The following is a 15,914-nucleotide window of genomic DNA, read 5'->3' on the forward strand; positions in this document are numbered from 1 at the left end:
AACAGCAGCTTGTTGAGGAAGCTGCAAGACGTGGCATGACCCAATCAGAGTTGATTAGGAGTATGATTGCTAGACTACCAGAACCAAATAAAAAGCCGTCCTAGAAGGACGGGGCTTGTATCCCATTATTTTCGGTCAGCATTCATGAGGTAGACGATGCCGGAACCGGAACCACTTCCGGCATTCAAGCCTACCGTCTCGCCGTTAAATCATCGGGGGTACTCATCTTCGATTCGATAAATCCCCCTAGATTATAACGGGAGCCTTCTGCTGACATTAAGGTAAAGCAGATTTGACCAAAGGGGATCTCTATGGGGCGAAACTGCTGGGAGCCAAAATAGATGGTGCAGAGTTCACAGATGTCAGGATGTCGAATTCGACCAGACAGTATCTTTGTACGATCGCATCGGGGACGACAGCGTGGACTCACACAGAAACTAGAACTACCCTAAACTGTTCCTACAATCAAGTCAGACAAATTATTTTGAGCTAAATCAACAATAAAGCCAGAAAAAATCTGGGCTGGTCTCCTCAGTACCCAGATTTGGGGGAAATTTTACTACACGCTTGGCAATGGCATCAAAAACTGCACAAATAAAATTCAAAAGTCAATCATTCCAAATTATTTTTGGCCTTAATTTTCAGGCTGCGCCTAGATATACTTTTGACTATTTAACAAGCGCCTGTTCTGGCAAAAACAACTTTGATAGTCTTGAGAATTAACGCGATGTCATACAAAGGAGTCCAAATTGTTTGATAGCGTAGGTCTAGCAGAACGATGTCTTCAAAATCCTTGACCGAAGAACGACCGTTAACCTGCCATTCACCTGTCAAACCAGGCTTAACGTTTAATCTGCGCCAATGATGCTCGTTGTAATGAGCGACTTCATCAAGGGTGGGCGGTCTGGTACCAACCAAACTCATTTCACCTACCAACACGTTCCAAAATTGCGGCAGTTCGTCTAGACTGGTTTTGCGTAAAAAACGGCCCACTCTGGTCACGCGGGGGTCGTTTTCATTTTTAAAGATTAGCCCTTTAGCTTCGTTCTTAATCTGCGATTTCAGCGCTTCGGCATTTGTGACCATCGAGCGAAACTTACGGATCTTAAAAGGTTGACCCCGCAGTCCGCAGCGGTATTGGGTGTAAAATATAGGGCCGGAACTATCAAGTTTTATTGCGATCGCGATCGGCACAAAAACCACTGCCAGGATCAGTAAACCTACTGTACTGCCCACTATATCCAGTAAACGTTTAAAAATGGATCTAGCCGAAGGATGTACGTAGTGATGCACCGGAAAAGATACGGATGTAGATATTGCTGAAGGAATAACGCTCGGAGACAGTACTGGATGGCTCATCATAACGGGTTCCTAAATAAGACAACCGTAAAATCACTTAGATTCGATCCAAATCATATAGTTACTTTTTCGGAAGCGACACGATCGGGAGACCCAATTTGCTAAATCTTCATCGATTCCGCTCATATTGCCAGCTTTTGTAAAGTTACTGTGAAGTTTTTCCGTATAAACCAGGATTCTACTTAAAAGGGGAGGCACGTTCTTTGAGTACCTCTACGGATTGAGGAAGAGGGGCTGGAAAAGTCAAAAGTCAAAAAAGGGACTAGGGGCTAGGGGCTAGGGGCTAGGGAAGAGGGAGAGGTAAAGGGAAGAGGGAGAGGGCAGAGAGAAAGGGCAGAAGGAAGAGCTAAAAGGGAGAGGAAAACGGAAAAAGGGAAAATATTAATTCTTCTGCTCCCCTGCTCCCCTGCTCCCCCGCTCCCCCGCTCCCCTGCCCCCTGCAAAGGTTGGCAATTCGCTTATAGAGTCAGCTAAACTACAGCCACGCCCGATCGGTGGCAAATATTGTGAGTTAAGAAAAGGTTGTGAGGAGTGGAAGTCAGAATCAGTCGTTTGGAGTCCATTTTTGAGCAGATGGCAGAAACTGTAATCGCTACAAGCGAGACAGTTGACCGTCTGACTGAGCGGATAGATGCTCTATCGTATCAAGCACAGGAACAAGCTAAACAAGTGCAACAGCAAGGTTATCAGATCCTAGCGTTGGGTAATGCGCTGCAAACTCTAGCGGAAAATCAAGAGCAGTCGCTAGAACAACTGGCGTATCTTACGGAAGCTTTAGAGCGCTTGATGGCGAATATGGGCGAAAACAGGAGCTAGAAAGGATTTATTTAAATTTGCTCTCAAAAACTTTGCAGAAACGCTTTAGGAGATCGGGGATGCGCTTTTCTCGGTATGCTGTCATCCTTCCGCATACTGTCGCGATCGGTTGTCTGGTTGTTAGTTGCGGTGAAAGTAAAGTTACTCAGTGCAATAAGCTCAGCAATATAATTAATCAGGCTGACGCAGTTACCAAAGATGCCAAAACAGGTAAACCGTCAGCGTTGATTAAGGCAGCTGTTGAGCTTGACAAGGTGGCTCTTAGTCTCAAAGCGATCGAAGTTAAGGATGAGAAACTACAAGGTATGCGATCGAGCTTTGCGATCGTGTATCGCGATATCAGCAAATCTTTCCGAAAAATAGCTGGTGCTATCCAAAGGCAAGATGCACAAACAATAAAGTCTGGACTTAAATTTTTGAAGCAGGCGCGGAAAAAAGATAAAGCTTTAGTCGAAGAGATAAATAGTTATTGCGCTCATAAGTAATTTCAGGCAGCCTATCCTCACAAAAACTGCTTTGTACCCTGATGAACGTATGACAAGCGATCGCATTCAAGCCACAATATTTCAGATACAAATTGTCACCTGAATGCGATATAACCTACAAATTGGCAGATGGCAAAACTTTCACTTTATAGGCACATTCTTTCGCTCTTTCTCTAGCTTCTTCGACGGTTTCACCAAGCGCCAATGCTACACCCATACGGCGATTTTTGCGAGTTGTCGGTTTACCGAATAACCTTAATTTACTTGTGGGCACTTTTAAGGCTTCATTTATTCCGGTAAAGTGAGGATTATCTCCTGTTTCGTCAGCCAAAATAACCGCAGAAGCACCGCATTTAATTAACTCTATATTCCCTATTGGCAAACCCGTAATCGCCCGGACGTGCAATTCAAATTCGGACATATTTTGGCTAATCATTGTCACCATCCCAGTGTCGTGGGGACGCGGACTGACTTCGCTGAAATAAACAGTTTGCTTTCCATTCGGATCGCCAGCAATAAATAATTCAACGCCAAAAATTCCCCAACCGCCTAAAGCTTCAGTAATTTTGTGCGCGATTTCTTGACACTGAAGGAGAGTATCTGGATTTAATATACAAGGTTGCCAAGATTCTCGATAATCACCGCTAACTTGAATATGTCCGATCGCAGGACAAAAAGACGTACCTTCGATCGATCGCACGGTTAGCAAAGTAATTTCCGTGTCGAATTCCACAAATCCTTCTACAATTACCCGTTGCTTCTGGGTGCGTCCGCCAGTTTGGGCGTATTCCCAAGCAGGTGCGATTTCATCTTCCGTGCGAATGATACTTTGACCTTTTCCAGAAGAACTCATCACTGGTTTTACCACACAAGGCAAACCCAATTGCGCGATCGCATTTCGATACTCTTCTTCTGTATCGGCGAAACGATATGGCGAAGTTCGCAAACCCAATTCTTCTGCTGCTAAGCGACGAATACCTTCGCGGTTCATCGTCAGATTGGTTGCGCGTGCGGTGGGAATCACCCGCCAACCTTCTTTTTCCAATTCGACGAGAGTTTCAGTTGCGATCGCTTCAATTTCCGGTACGATTAAATCAGGTTTCTCCAAATCCACCAAAAAGCGCAGTTTAGCATCGGAAAGCATATCGATGACGTGGGCGCGGTGGGCAACTTGCATTGCAGGCGCATTGGTGTAATAATCTGCTGCAATCACTTCCAAACCGAGTCGCATCGCTTCGATCGCAACTTCTTTACCCAATTCTCCCGCACCCAACAGGAGTAAACGTTGAACTCCCTTCTGTAAAGGCGTTCCCCAAATTTGAGGTTTCGCTTGTAGTCCTGGCATATCTATTTTAGTCAAACCTTTGATAAAACCAGCGTAACCGACTGACAGGCGGCTGATCCGTCGAATCCAAAGAAAAATGCAGTAGCGTGGGCCAGAAGGCCCGCGTCTTTTATCCAGAGGCGTGATGAAACCTTTCTATTAAACCGTCACACGGATCTATAAAACAAGGTGGCTGGACTTGCTTCATCAGCTTTAGGTAGTTACTATAGGTAGAAGTGAAAAAGATATTTGTCCCACGATCGGTACACAAGTAATTTTGTGTTTCTCCCCTAGTTGACTGACAAAGCTCTTTATGCTGGCAAGTGAAAGTTGTACCTAGAAGAACAAAACCTGCCTTTGCGGGTTACTGGTCATTTTGCGTCAGCATATGCCGACTTTGCCATATTAGCAGCGATTCCAACCGCCTTGAACTAAAGATCTGTCAGTCAACCTGGCAAAGGTATGCTATGTGTTTACCCTAGATAAAGTTATCGCACGTCATGCAAACGCCAAAAGACTCTCTTAGCCAGCACTTAGAATCTGCTCGTTCCAAAATTCTTAATTCCTACCTTACAACAATTGAAGATAGTTTTCGAGAAAACTGTCCCCTACTCAAACTCATAAATTATGGTACAGGGTCGGGAAAGACTCACCAATTGTTCCAAGCAATATATCAAACTATTCAAAAGCATTCAAATATTCAAATCATTGGGATATATGTTGCCCCCTTAAGAGAACATTTATGTGTTCCAAGTTCAGTTGCGCTTCAATATCCAAATATTCCCGTCTATAAGCTAAATTCGTTAGATATGAAAACGACGGATGAGTATATCAAATTATACAAAAAATGGATATCTACAATCCTAAAAAACAAAAAATTTTGGGAAGTCATATCAAAAGGATATTCTCATGAACAGGTTCAGGAAAGTCAACAAGAACTTAAGACATTAGAAAAGGTTATACGCCGCCTTGAATACTTTAAGGAAGCAGATTTTGGGGACGAGGAATTAAATAATTCTGTTTCTAAGAAAGCAAGATGGGAACTGAATGACTTAATTGAAAGTTTTTTACAATTTATCATTAAAGGTAAATTAACTCAAGAAACTTGGCCAAATGAATGTTTCAAATTTATGGAAATATTTTTTCCTCTCCATCTACTTCGAGAAAAATCTGGTATTTTGATGCTCACGTATGATAAATTTGAAACCTCTATTCCGTACTTTGAGCATAATGGTGAAAAATGGGTAAAGAAAAGCTTTTATCTTGATAAATACATTATTCACAAAACAAACGAATCTAGAAAATTTATCGTTGCTCTTGATGAGCAGGAAGATGGTTATCAAATTATGCTAGATGAGAAAATTGATATCATCTCTCCGCAAAAACTAGCAATCAATAATGCTCTGTCTTCTATTAACAGAGAATTTTCTACTATTTTTTCTGCCCAAAACAATGAAAATATAGATTTTTTAAATTTTATTGATAAAAATAAAGGGGCTTTTCACGAATTTCAAGAACATTTTGAAAAAAACAAACCTATAGAACAAAAACTCGAAAAATTTGCTTCCATATATCAACGGCTGACCCATAAAGAAGGAAACTCTATTAAGTTTTTAGAACAGGTAGGAAAGATTAAAAACGCCCTGAGTAAATCAATAGAAGAAATAGTTAAAACTTTAGATGATTATGATGAGAATAATTCCATTACATTGAATTTTGAAATGTTATCTAGAGTTTTTTCAAAATTCGAGAATAATAGAAGTTTGTTGATTCCCCAGAAGCTTTACAACAAAATTAGCGATGAATTGATGAGTATTTTTTCATACAACAACCTATACATATACAATATCGAACTTCTGAAAAAATTGTTTTTAACCAGACCTTCCGGTGGTCATGTTCACATCACTGAGGAGAAAGTTTCAGATAATACCTCTTTAGCAGAATTAATTTATGCCATTCTAGCTGTTCGACCACAAATCAAAAACATTAAAGATTTTCTAGCTAATGTTTTGGATGCTGAAGATTCTCAATCTCGTTCTTTAGATATTTGGTCGAAACAAATAGATAAAGTCAAGAATGCAAGCGAAGAAAGCATTTCACAAAATCAACCGCTCAGATATTTAAACCGTATCTATGTCTATGAAAGCTATAAATCAATTATCAATATTAAAGAAATTTCTCGTTATCAAAGTCCTAAAAATAACTTGATCGAGCCTGCACTTAGAGAAGTTTCTATTGGCAGTACGGCTATATTGACTTCACCCGAACAAAAGATAAAGTCCATGCTAAGTAATAATAGCAATGTGATTTTTCTTATTTCAGCTACAGGGGGAATATTTGGGGATTTGAGTAGAAGTTATGATATGCGTTATTTAGAAGACAATTTACGTAATGAAACTGGTCAAAGTGGCTTTAAAGCAATGGTTGAAGAAGAAGTATTGCTTTGTGAAGAAATCAGAGAGCAGCGTGAGGCAAAGCGGCAAATTACAGCAAATTTTTTCAAGGAAAATTTATCATCTTTCCCCAATAACCAAACTAAAGAAGTTGCAGAACGATTTGAAAAAACGATTTTTAAAGAATTTATCGATTCTTTAAAGAATGATGGTACTTGGTTTGGTATTTACAAAATACAAGAAATAAAAAATTTCATTCGTTTCTTGTTTTACCTTTTTGAAGATGACTCCATTCAAGAAACAATAGCTTTTACTCAAACTCTACGCTGGATTGAAAAATTGCTCCATTATTGTAAGGCAATCCATAATCATAACTTTGTATTTGAGGGATCTCCAGAGCATCCAAACATATATTATATCAAGCTCAACCATAAAAAATATGAGAGTAATATTCGTATTAAACTCATCTTATATAAGGCATCCTTCAATAGGCTTTACTTTGATAAAACAACTCAAAAAACATATTTAGATGAGCTTCTTGAAGAAGAAGGGCAGAAAATTTTCTTTATATCAGCTTATGAGTCAGCTTCAAAAGGAGAAATAAAATGAAAAATAAAATGATTGAAGCCTTATCAGATATATCACGAACAAACCAGTTACAGATATTACAGACACCTGAAGAAGTTGCTGAAAAAATTTTCCAATATCTCTTTAAAAAAGGTAGAGGTATTGAGCATTTTACTCTTCAATATCAGGTTGCTGAAGATTACGAAGATGAGGATTCACAAGGTAGTTTTTATAAAAAACGGCATAAATTTATTAAAACTGAGATCCAAAAACGGCTTTCTGAATCTGGGGAAAAGCTAGGATATTCAGACATTCAATATTTCCTTTCATCTGTTGACGGAAAAAAGTATGTGTTCTTTTTATCTCCCAATAAAAACCATTCGGGGTGGAGGCAGTTATTTAGCAATAGTCGAGAAAGAATTTTTAATTTAGTTTTTAAATTTTATATTCTTTCTCAAGGCTTATCTGTTGAGACAGTAAATGGTTTTGAAGAATTACTCTTAGTCCATTCCAAAAGCCTAACCAAATCGAAAGATGCTCTTTTGGTGTGGGGACAAAATTTGTTAATCAAATACAATCAATATAATGTCCTAACGCTAAACTTATCTCGAAAGAGCCGACGCTTCTTATCAACAGATCGTTACAGTACCATAGATGGTGATGTTATAGGAGAATTGTTGAGCTATAAAAATAAGAAATACTATTTTGAACGTGACCGCGATGCGCGTCGCAAAAATTCTATTTATTTTATGCGGTTTGATAAAGATAACGAAGAATTTGACAAGTTCAAAAAGACTCAACTTTATCATTACCAAAACCTCATAACAAAGCTTGAAGAGTTTTTAAATGAGTGTGATATTGCTTTTAAACCTCTTCATTTTCAGGCCGATCGCTACTTAGAACACCCTTTTATCAAAAACATCAAATCTGTAGAATCATTAGAGATTATTAATAATACTGGAGCCGATCTGAATGAAGATGACCAACAATTGCTGGAAAATTTTCTGAAACATCAAGGGGTATGTCTTCTCACATTTTATAATTCTGGAAAAACCATTAGTACCTATGAACAAGTAGAACTTGAGCGGGAGGACGATACCTGCTGGAAAATTACTGAAGTTGTTCCCTGGTCAAATATTCAACTTGATAAAGGAAAAAACCATTTAGTTTTCAATAAAATTTTGGAGGAAGAAGCTGGCTCAATGGCTTACAAGGGAAATGATAATCTCTGGTATCCATCAACAAAAATAAGTAATAAAGAGACAGTTGATTTCTATTCACAGTTAAAGAAAAGATTTAACTATTTGGAGAGAGGAGAGTTTTTTAGCACGCAGGGGATAAATGTGTCAGAATTTAAGCTTGTTGGAAATGAAGACTCTCCTTGGTCAGTTCTCAATTATACAGATAAAAAAATTGATAAAGAGGCTTTGAGCGAAAATAATAAGGACTTTACGAATGGGGAATTTTTGGATGTAGAGGCATCTATTTACTGCTATCTAAGAGGACAAGAAAATACTGAACAATGGGAAAAATTTTGTGATAAATACAAGATCAAAATTTCGCCAGAATTTCAGAAGGTCTTGATTGAACTAGGAATTAAGAACTGGATCGGGCAAAGTCTTGTAAATTCCAGCTTTGGTTTGCCCATAACTCCTCAATCATTTGCTGAAAAGGAATTCTTTACTATATATGTACGCAGTCCTAAAAACCAGGAAGCTAAAGCAGTGGCGATAGAATTTCTTTATAAAGACGCCTGCATCTATATCAAAAATGTAATGCGCGATACAAAAGAGATTAAGCAAAAATTTAGATTTTTAAGGCAAAGGAAAAATTCAGAAGATTTAATTAACGATCTACAATATTTTGTAGATGAATTAGATCGTTTGTATATTAGTTGTTACATAAGTGATTCTTTCACACCAATATTAATTGGACGCAATGGTATTCTTGAAGACTTAGAAAAGAAAAAGCTAAAAATTAACCGACAAATTCAAGGAGAGAATAGTAGTAAATTATTACCACTGGTATCATATTATAATAGTGATATTAAACCCATTAACCTAATCCAAAATATGATATGTTTGGATTTGCATAACGAAACCTTTATCCAGTATTATGTTCCGCCAGCGAAAAGTATTGAGAGTTTTATTAAGAGGGGGTTTAGAGTATATCATTTGATAGGGAAAACATATTCCGGGGAGCCAATTCCGACATCTGAACTTATCGAGCATCCCATCACAGCTTTGCATTTTAATACACTCACTCAAAATGTTTTAAAGATTAGTGATAATAGTCAATCATCCTTGCTACAAAAAGTGGCAAAAATATTAATTGAAAATTGAGAAACTCAGTCGCTTGCTGTAGTAGCGAAAATAAAGCGTCCACTAGCTAGGGTTTCTTTACCTAAGTCCTCAGAAAAAAAAGCACCTGGAATTCCAGGCGCTGTTAACCAGGGGGTGGAAAGTTGAAGATACTCCTAACCTAGAGCTTCAGCACCAGCCACAACTTCCAACAATTCTTGCGTGATTGATGCCTGCCGTGCTTTATTGTACGACAAGGTGAGCGAACCAATCAATTCGGTGGCGTTGTCGCTGGCATTGTTCATCGCCGTCATTCTAGCGGCGAGTTCGCTGGCAGCGGACTCTTGCAAGGCCCGCAACAATTGGTTATTCAGGTATAATGGCAGCAACGCATCCAGAATTTGCACCGGATCTTGCTCAAACAGCATATCTCTGGGGAAACTGCGAACTTCGGTGGTTACTTTCTGCCGCTGGACCTCAAAATCACCACCTTTCGTGGTGAGGCGGAAAATCTCATCATCTGAAGATTCCAAACCTTGAGGGTCGAGGGGAAGCAGGGTTTGAATGACAGGTCGAGAGCTGATCAGAGATACAAACTTGGTGTAAACCAACTCAACTCTATCCACCGACTCGGAGAGGAACAAAGATAGCAGTTCGTCAGCAATTTGGGAAGCTTCCGCCGCCGAGGGAATTTGTTCCAAACCGGAGAATGTAGCGCTAATAGGTTGGTTGCGACGTTGGAAATACTGGATCGCTTTGCGTCCTACCAGGATAAACTTGTAGTCGCGGCCTTCTGCTTTGAGTTCCTTGGCGCGGTTTTCGGCGCGACGGATGACGTTGGTGTTGTAAGCGCCGCACAAACCGCGATCGCCTGTAACTACCAAAATCCCTACCGATCGTACTTCTCTTTGTCTGAGCAGGGGAAGGTTCGCTTCTTCAAACCGCAAGCGAGATTGCAAACCGTAGAGAACTTGAGCCAAAGCATCGGCGAAGGGGCGAGTGGCAATTACTTGCTCTTGGGCCCGACGCACCTTAGCTGCTGCCACCAACCGCATTGCTTCTGTGATTTTTTTGGTGTTTTTGACCGACTTAATGCGATCGCGAATTATTTTTAGATTTGCCATAATCCCTTTTTAGATTTTAAATTTTAGATTTTAGATTTTGGATTTTGGATTGAATCTAAAATCCAAAATCCAAAATCCAAAATTACTTGGCTGTTGCCAGGAAGGTCTTCTTAGCTTCGACGATCGCTTCCTTCAGCAGCTTTTCTGCTTCATCACCCAGCTTCTTCTCAGTTTGAATCAGCTCGATATACTTAGGCTTGCTGGTTTTCAAATATTCCCGTAGAGACCGGGCAAAAGGAGCGACCTGTTCTACAGCCAGGTCATCCAAATAGCCATTCAAACCAGCGTACACAACTGCCACTTGCTCAGCAACTGACAGCGGCGAGTATTGCGGTTGCTTCAAGAGTTCGCGCAAGCGCTGACCCCGCGACAACTGGTCTTGAGTTGCCTTATCCAAATCGGAAGCAAACTGAGCAAAAGCTGCCAAGTCATCAAACTGAGCCAGTTCCAGCTTCAGTTTACCAGCCACCTGTTTCATGGCCTTGGTTTGAGCGGCTGAACCTACCCGCGATACGGAGATACCTGGGTTAACTGCCGGACGCAAGCCAGAGTTAAATAAGTCGGAAGTCAAGAATATCTGACCGTCGGTGATGGAAATCACGTTTGTGGGGATGTAGGCGGATACGTCACCAGCTTGAGTTTCGATGATCGGCAGTGCGGTCATACTGCCTTCGCCCAGGTCGTTACTCAACTTAGCAGCGCGTTCCAACAAACGAGAGTGGAGGTAGAACACGTCTCCAGGATAAGCTTCCCGTCCTGGCGGACGACGCAGCAGCAGCGACATTTGACGATAAGCTTGGGCTTGCTTGGACAAGTCGTCGTAAATAATCAGGGTGTGCTTGCCTTTGTACATAAAGTACTCGGCCATGCTGGCACCGGTGTAGGGAGCGAGGTATTGCAGAGTGGCGGGGTCGTTGGCGTTAGCGGCAACCACAATGGTATAATCCATTGCTCCTCTTTCTTGGAGGACGTTGACTACGTTAGCGACTGTGGAAGCTTTTTGACCGATCGCAACGTAAACGCAGATCACGTTTTCGCTCTTTTGGTTGATGATCGTGTCAACTGCGATCGAAGTTTTACCGGTTTGACGGTCGCCGATAATCAGTTCGCGCTGACCGCGACCGATGGGAATCATCGCGTCAATAGCGGTAATCCCGGTTTGCATGGGTTCGTAAACCGATCGACGAGCGACGATACCTGGTGCGGGAGATTCGATCAAGCGGCTTTCAGATGTGTGGATTTCTCCTTTACCGTCGATCGGACGACCGAGCGCATCTACCACGCGACCGACTAAAGCGTCTCCCACCGGCACCTGAGCGATTTTACCGGTCGCTTTTACCGAGCTGCCTTCTTGCAGGTTGCGACCTTCGCCCATCAATACCACACCAACGTTGTCTTCTTCCAAGTTGAGCGCGATGCCGATCGTGCCGTCTTCAAACTCTACCAGTTCGCTTGCCATTACTTTGTCCAGGCCATAAACCCGGGCAATACCGTCGCCCACTTGCAGCACGGTACCAACGTTAGAAACTTGAACTTCTGTACCGTATTGCTGAATTTGCTGGCTAATAATGCTGCTAATTTCGTCTGGTCTGATGCTGATCATTTTTGTTGTCAGTTGTTAGTAGTCAGTTGTTGCTAGTTAGTAATTGGGTAATCTCAAATTTCAGATTCCAGATTGTCGATTGCATTGCCATCTAAAATCCCAAATCTAAAATTTAAAATTGACTTATCCTGCACTCAAGCGCATTCCGATGCGACGAAGCTGTCCTCGCAAACTGGCATCCAGCACTTGCGACCCTACTTTGATGATGACACCACCAATTAAATCGCGATCGATTTCCGTCTTCAATTCAACTTGTTGGGCACCAGAGAGGTATTTTACCCGCTCGACGATCGCTTGTCGCTGTTCTTCTGAAAGTTCGACAGCTGAGGTTACTTCTGCCAACGCTGTTTGCTTAATTTGGCGCAGCAGATCTTGGAAATTTTCGCAAATTCCCTGCAAAAATATGATGCGTCGCCGATCTACGAGCAGCTTCAAAATATTCATCGTGTATGGATGAACTTGCTCGCCCACCAACTGCTGCAACACGGCTTTTTTCGCTTCTGCTTCTATGATGGGATTTGACAGAAAATCCCGCAGTTCTGGAGAGCTTTGGAGGAGACTCAACAAGCCGCTGACATCTTCTCCAATCTTATCTACTTGGTTATTGGATTGGGCGACAGACATCAACGCCTCGGCATAAGGCTCCATTACTTCAGCGCTAATTAAACTGCCTTTCACGAGCCACCTCCTACGCTGGCAATGCTGCGGTCAATTAATCTTTGTTGAGCCGATTCATCTAAAATTGATTGCAGCTGATTTTCAACTCGCTGCATAGCTAATGCTGCTACGCGCTGGCGCAGTTCTGCATTTGCTCGCTCTATTTCTGTTTGCAATTCTTGGCCAGCTGTTTTCTTTAAATTTTCCACATCTTGCACTGCCTGAGCCAGAATTGCTTCTTTGGCTTTTTGAGCGCTTTCTTCTGCTGATTTCCTAATTCTTTCTGCTTCCGCTTGCGCCTGAGCTAATTTCTGCTGTTGATCTGCTAAAGCTTCAGCGGCTTGACGTTGGCGTTGTTCTGCCTCTGTAATTGCCTCAGCAATTCTGGAGCGTCTGTCTGATAATGTTTGGGTCAATACTTTCCGCCCAAAATAAAACAGCACGCCAATCAGAATAGCAAGGTTGATCAGATTGGCTTCTAAAATATCAAAGTTTAGGCCAAAACCACCTTCTTCAGCTGCATGGGCTACCTCAGCGCCTGCCGAGTGAGCCTCTGCCGCTAGTAATAACAAAGTCCCCATGATACCGCTCCTAAAAATCCCCTTAGATCGTGACTAAGCCTTGACCGAACACGCAGGTCGAGCAGTGCTACCCACGATTTTAATGCTGGTGTCTCGCCTGCAAATCCTACTCTCTTTACTTTTCATCCTCTCGTGTTAAATAAGCCTTAGCCCAGCAGCAACTGCCGCGATCGGCTGTTTGTACAAATACAGGATAAAGTTGCACTAAATCATGATATATCTGCATAAATATCATGATTTTTGCCTGCATTTACATGGCTATTCGCACTTTTGCGGCTGAGTATTCTAATAGGAAAGCATTTTCCACTTCTAGCCTATTTTTATAGGCACAAAGGAGAAGCGAACTAGCCTTAGCTCTATCTGTTGACAAGCTCCGGCCCCAAGATTTTTTCTAGAATCTGACGACTCAGAGCATCTACTTCTTGCTCAAGTCTTTGCATCGCTGCTTGCTTTTGCTCATCTATTTCTTGCTGAGCTTGTTTTCTGCCAGCCGCAGCTTCTTCTTGAGCTTCAGCAATTTTCTGAGCGGCAATTTTCTTAGCATCGTCCTGAGCTTGAGCGATCGCATTTTGAGCTTGCCTGCGAGCATTCGCTAGCTGTTCCTCATATTGCTTGGCCAACATCTCAGCTTTAGCCAAGCGTTCGCGAGCTTCAGCTTCGTTGGTGCGGATATAGTTATCGCGATCGTCTAATGCCTTGGTCAGGGGTTTGTAGAAAATCGCGTTCAACACAACCGCCAACAGTAGAAACTGCACTGCCATCAAAGGCAACGTGGCGTCGAAGTCAAACATTTTTTACAGGATCTAACAACTACTGGACTGAAGTTAGCAATTTGGTAATTTTCTATCTCAGATTTCAGATTTCAGATTGAATTTCAATCTAAAACCTGAAATCTAAAATCTAAAATTCCCGATTTGCTAACTCAAAACTTTTCTTAAGCGAATGGGTTAGCAAACAGCAGCACCAGGGCAATTACCAGACCGTAAATGGTCAGGGATTCCATGAATGCCAGAGTTAACAGCAGAGTACCGCGAATTTTGCCTTCAGCTTCAGGTTGACGAGCAATACCTTCCACAGCTTGACCTGCCGCATTACCTTGACCGATACCAGGGCCAATAGCAGCCAAACCAATTGCCAGAGCAGCAGCTAGAACGGAAGCAGCAGCAATCAATGGATCCATGATTTTTTACTTACCTTGACTACAAAACAAACGATTTTGGGTTTTCGATTTGGTATTTCGGATTTGAGACTTTCTAGTTCATCCAAAACACCAAATTCATCAACTGAGGATATTTTGTCAGATGCGAGAAAAGGAGAATGAATAATTCTATTCTTCCTTATTTCTGCAATCTTTCCTAATGAGAATGCTCCTCATGCTCTTCACCACCATGCCCTTCCATCGCCTCATGAATGTAGGCGGCTGCTAAGGTGGCAAATACTAGGGCTTGAATTGCGCTAGTAAACAAACCTAACGCCATCACTGGCAGCGGTACAAACAGAGGAACTAGGAGTACCAGCACGGCTACCACCAGTTCATCCGCCAGAATGTTCCCGAATAGACGGAAGCTGAGGGAAAGGGGCTTGGTGAAATCTTCTAGAATCGCGATCGGCAATAAAACCGGCGTCGGCTCAATATACTTCTTAAAGTACCCTAAACCGCGCTTACTAAAACCAGCGTAAAAATACGCAAGTGAAGTTAGTAATGCCAAGGCTACTGTGGTATTGATGTCATTAGTGGGGGCAGCTAGCTCTCCTTCCGGTAACTTTATCAGCTTCCAGGGAATTAAAGCTCCCGACCAATTCGACACGAAGATAAACAAAAACAACGTGCCAATAAAGGGCACCCAAGGACGGTACTCTTTTTCTCCCAACTGGTTTTTCGCTAAATCCCGAATAAATTCCAGGGCGTATTCCATAAAATTTTGTATGCCGCTGGGAATTCTCTGGATATTTCGAGTAGCCGCTAGAGAAGCTATCACCAGCAGGCCAATCACAAACCAGGAAGTGAGAAAAACTTGCCCATGTACTTTCAGACTGCCCAATTGCCAGTAGAAGTGATGTCCTACTTCCAATGAGGCCAGTGTAAAACAATTAAAGGGATTTAAGACACTGAGCATTTTTCCGTTCAGGAAGTTTTCCCAAGATACAAGTTTGGGGATGATTCCCAGCGTATCTGACTTATTTGGGGTCAGAAGGCAGGGTTGTTCGCACTGTATAGATGATGAGCGCGGCTTTGTATGTTAGAAATCCCAAAAATATGGGGATAACGTGTAGCTGACGCCATTGAGTTGCTATTATAATCAACCCAATAAACAGGGCGAACCGAGTTTTGCTCAGACGCTGTTTCTCGTTGCCAAGTCGCTCAACATCTTTAGCCAACATTCTCAAGTAAACCACACCTGTGCACGCCCCAATCAAATAATTTAGGGCAATGTTGAGGTTGTAAAAAATCCACACAGAAATAAAAATAATCCCTGTGCAAGCTAGGGTAGCTACGAGCAACTCTTGTTGCAGGCTATAGTATTCCTGCATAGATGCGCTGGCTTTTGATTCCGGCGAATCGGGTTGCAGAACTTCCCCATTTGTGCTGGTGGGTTGATGAGATGAGTCTGACAAGGTTCGGGGACTTGCAAATCAGTCCGACAAATTGACTTGGCTTCGATCAGCCAAAACAAATCATATCACGTTGAAGTAACAATACTTAA

At 41.9% G+C, this 15,914-nt stretch carries 15 protein-coding genes; 5 read left to right on the forward strand and 10 right to left on the reverse strand.

All coding sequences use genetic code 11. The annotated features are described in order from the left end of the window. Positions 1-292: 292 nt before the first annotated feature. Complete coding sequence (locus ACE1CD_RS23330; RefSeq protein ID WP_374793649.1) at positions 293-493, forward strand: hypothetical protein; 201 nt, start codon at positions 293-295, stop codon at positions 491-493. Between the two features lie 179 nt (positions 494-672). Here ACE1CD_RS23330 and ACE1CD_RS23335 read toward each other — a convergent pair whose 3' ends face one another. Further along, positions 673-1,362 carry a sugar transferase gene (locus tag ACE1CD_RS23335; protein ID WP_374793651.1) on the reverse strand — a complete coding sequence of 230 codons (690 nt, stop codon included), beginning with the start codon at positions 1,360-1,362 and terminating at the stop codon, positions 673-675. Between the two features lie 528 nt (positions 1,363-1,890). Between ACE1CD_RS23335 and ACE1CD_RS23340 the strand changes: the two genes are divergently transcribed. Then, positions 1,891-2,175, forward strand: a complete 285-nt coding sequence (locus tag ACE1CD_RS23340; protein ID WP_374793653.1) for a hypothetical protein — start codon at positions 1,891-1,893, stop codon at positions 2,173-2,175. Positions 2,176-2,234: 59 nt separating this feature from the next. Further along, the gene (locus ACE1CD_RS23345; RefSeq protein ID WP_374793655.1) at positions 2,235-2,660 is read left to right on the forward strand and encodes a hypothetical protein; all 426 of its coding nucleotides are present in this window, start codon (positions 2,235-2,237) and stop codon (positions 2,658-2,660) included. Between the two features lie 115 nt (positions 2,661-2,775). Here ACE1CD_RS23345 and purT read toward each other — a convergent pair whose 3' ends face one another. After that, a complete protein-coding gene (gene purT, locus ACE1CD_RS23350; protein WP_374826403.1) occupies positions 2,776-4,005 on the reverse strand; it encodes a formate-dependent phosphoribosylglycinamide formyltransferase in 1,230 nt (409 codons plus the stop codon). 479 nt (positions 4,006-4,484) lie between these two features. Between purT and ACE1CD_RS23355 the strand changes: the two genes are divergently transcribed. Continuing rightward, on the forward strand, positions 4,485-6,986 hold the full coding sequence (locus tag ACE1CD_RS23355) for a hypothetical protein (protein ID WP_374826404.1): 2,502 nt from the start codon (positions 4,485-4,487) through the stop codon (positions 6,984-6,986). Continuing rightward, the gene (locus ACE1CD_RS23360; RefSeq protein WP_374826405.1) at positions 6,983-9,286 is read left to right on the forward strand and encodes a hypothetical protein; all 2,304 of its coding nucleotides are present in this window, start codon (positions 6,983-6,985) and stop codon (positions 9,284-9,286) included. The genes ACE1CD_RS23355 and ACE1CD_RS23360 overlap by 4 nt, the downstream gene beginning before the upstream one ends. Positions 9,287-9,420: 134 nt before the next feature. Here ACE1CD_RS23360 and ACE1CD_RS23365 read toward each other — a convergent pair whose 3' ends face one another. The 8 genes from ACE1CD_RS23365 to ACE1CD_RS23400 form a co-directional block, all read right to left on the reverse strand. Further along, positions 9,421-10,368 carry a F0F1 ATP synthase subunit gamma gene (locus ACE1CD_RS23365; RefSeq protein ID WP_374793660.1) on the reverse strand — a complete coding sequence of 316 codons (948 nt, stop codon included), beginning with the start codon at positions 10,366-10,368 and terminating at the stop codon, positions 9,421-9,423. A gap of 82 nt (positions 10,369-10,450) precedes the next feature. Next, a complete protein-coding gene (gene atpA / locus ACE1CD_RS23370) occupies positions 10,451-11,971 on the reverse strand; it encodes a F0F1 ATP synthase subunit alpha (RefSeq protein ID WP_374793662.1) in 1,521 nt (506 codons plus the stop codon). Between the two features lie 123 nt (positions 11,972-12,094). Continuing rightward, on the reverse strand, positions 12,095-12,649 hold the full coding sequence (gene atpH, locus ACE1CD_RS23375; protein ID WP_374826406.1) for an ATP synthase F1 subunit delta: 555 nt from the start codon (positions 12,647-12,649) through the stop codon (positions 12,095-12,097). Beyond that, positions 12,646-13,209 (reverse strand): F0F1 ATP synthase subunit B, encoded by a 564-nt coding sequence (locus ACE1CD_RS23380; RefSeq protein ID WP_374793666.1) that lies wholly within the window; start codon positions 13,207-13,209, stop codon positions 12,646-12,648. The genes atpH and ACE1CD_RS23380 overlap by 4 nt, the downstream gene beginning before the upstream one ends. 356 nt (positions 13,210-13,565) lie before the next feature. Continuing rightward, positions 13,566-14,000, reverse strand: coding sequence for a F0F1 ATP synthase subunit B' (locus ACE1CD_RS23385; protein ID WP_374793668.1), 435 nt, complete (start codon positions 13,998-14,000; stop codon positions 13,566-13,568). A 143-nt stretch (positions 14,001-14,143) separates the two neighbouring features. After that, the gene (gene atpE / locus ACE1CD_RS23390; protein ID WP_190465118.1) at positions 14,144-14,389 is read right to left on the reverse strand and encodes an ATP synthase F0 subunit C; all 246 of its coding nucleotides are present in this window, start codon (positions 14,387-14,389) and stop codon (positions 14,144-14,146) included. A gap of 175 nt (positions 14,390-14,564) precedes the next feature. Then, complete coding sequence (atpB, locus tag ACE1CD_RS23395; RefSeq protein WP_374793670.1) at positions 14,565-15,326, reverse strand: F0F1 ATP synthase subunit A; 762 nt, start codon at positions 15,324-15,326, stop codon at positions 14,565-14,567. Between the two features lie 61 nt (positions 15,327-15,387). After that, positions 15,388-15,825, reverse strand: a complete 438-nt coding sequence (locus ACE1CD_RS23400) for an ATP synthase subunit I (RefSeq protein ID WP_374793672.1) — start codon at positions 15,823-15,825, stop codon at positions 15,388-15,390. Between the last annotated feature and the right edge of the window lie 89 nt (positions 15,826-15,914).

It is taken from the genome of Aerosakkonema sp. BLCC-F183 (genome assembly GCF_041929145.1).
Taxonomy (GTDB): Bacteria; Cyanobacteriota; Cyanobacteriia; order Cyanobacteriales; family Aerosakkonemataceae; genus Aerosakkonema.